3 protein-coding genes are annotated in these 907 nt (G+C 43.2%); all 3 read right to left on the bottom strand.

Translation table 11 applies throughout. The features are described 5' to 3' along the window. Window positions 1-118 precede the first annotated feature (118 nt). Complete coding sequence (locus tag A8O25_RS22340) at window positions 119-478, bottom strand: hypothetical protein (protein ID WP_066839896.1); 360 nt, start codon at window positions 476-478, stop codon at window positions 119-121. Continuing rightward, entirely contained in the window at window positions 462-686 is a 225-nt protein-coding gene (locus tag A8O25_RS22335; RefSeq protein ID WP_066839893.1) for a hypothetical protein, read from the bottom strand. Before A8O25_RS22335 ends, A8O25_RS22340 begins: the two co-directional genes overlap by 17 nt. A 20-nt stretch (window positions 687-706) precedes the next feature. Continuing rightward, window positions 707-907 (bottom strand): hypothetical protein (locus tag A8O25_RS23630; protein ID WP_206598743.1); only part of this gene is annotated, 201 nt, incomplete at its 5' end.

Here is a 907-nt window from a genome sequence, read left to right as displayed (position 1 = left end):
CAAGCAGGCTTTTGCCATTGTGCATTCAGGTGTACCTTATCAGCCGGATTTTAAAAGATTCTCCGCCTGATTTTATTGACTTTTAACAGAGTTCATGTTAGGCGAGGTGCTTTTTTTATTAGCTTTTGTGTTTGATAAGCTCTTTTAATTCTCTATTTGAAATAGATGCAGTTTCAGATTTGTCATAGATGGTGAGGAGGTAAACCGTAACTTTGCCGTCTGTAGATTGCTCAACTGTTCCCACTATTTCGCCTTCAACGTAGGTAATCACCCTTGCGCCGCCGCTTTTGCCTTTCCCTTTGCTTTTGATGGAAAGTCTTATCTTGTAGGTGTCGCTTCCAAGAGGGGTGCCAAGTTGGGGGTTGTCGGTAAGGGCTTTCTCAAGCACCTTTAGTTCATCTACCAGAGACGGGTATTTTTTAATCAGATGCTTTGCGCGCTTACTGAAGTTGCCGGTAACTCTAATCTCTGCTTTCATTCAGGAAGTCGGACAAGGTTTGCAGTTTCTTGCCTGTTTTGCGGGAATTGGCTACTTCGTTCATCGCTTCCTGGATTCCAGTAAGAATCTGCACCTTGTTGTTTAGCTTCTCATATCGCTGGTTCAGCTCTTCCCATTGTTTGTAAGGTACAATGACTGACTTCTTATGCCCCTCATTGTCTATTATAAATTGAATTGGAGTAGCCATGGTTTATTTCTTTGTTTTATTCAAAGATACGTTTTTTTTACTATATCAGTTTTTAGCATCACGCCTAACGGCTTGGCTAAGCGGCGGCAGAAGGCCGTCGGCCGAGGCTGGCGTTTACACCTTGTGCTTGTTGCACAACTGGTTGAAGATAAACGTAAAGGGATATTCCACCAAATCATTTTACGATGCAGGGCAGGAAGCACTTTGCCGATGAGAAGGAG

This window comes from Rufibacter ruber (genome assembly GCF_001647275.1).
Lineage (GTDB): Bacteria > Bacteroidota > Bacteroidia > Cytophagales > Hymenobacteraceae > Nibribacter > Nibribacter ruber_C.
Note: the sequence above shows the minus strand (reverse complement) of the source record. Positions and strands in the feature narration are given on the sequence as shown.

Coding starts and splice junctions, on each gene's coding strand:
- A8O25_RS22340 (WP_066839896.1), bottom strand. CDS start 478: ATGAAAGCAGAGATTAGAGTTACCGGCAACTTCAGTAAGCGCGCAAAG.
- A8O25_RS22335 (WP_066839893.1), bottom strand. CDS start 686: ATGGCTACTCCAATTCAATTTATAATAGACAATGAGGGGCATAAGAAG.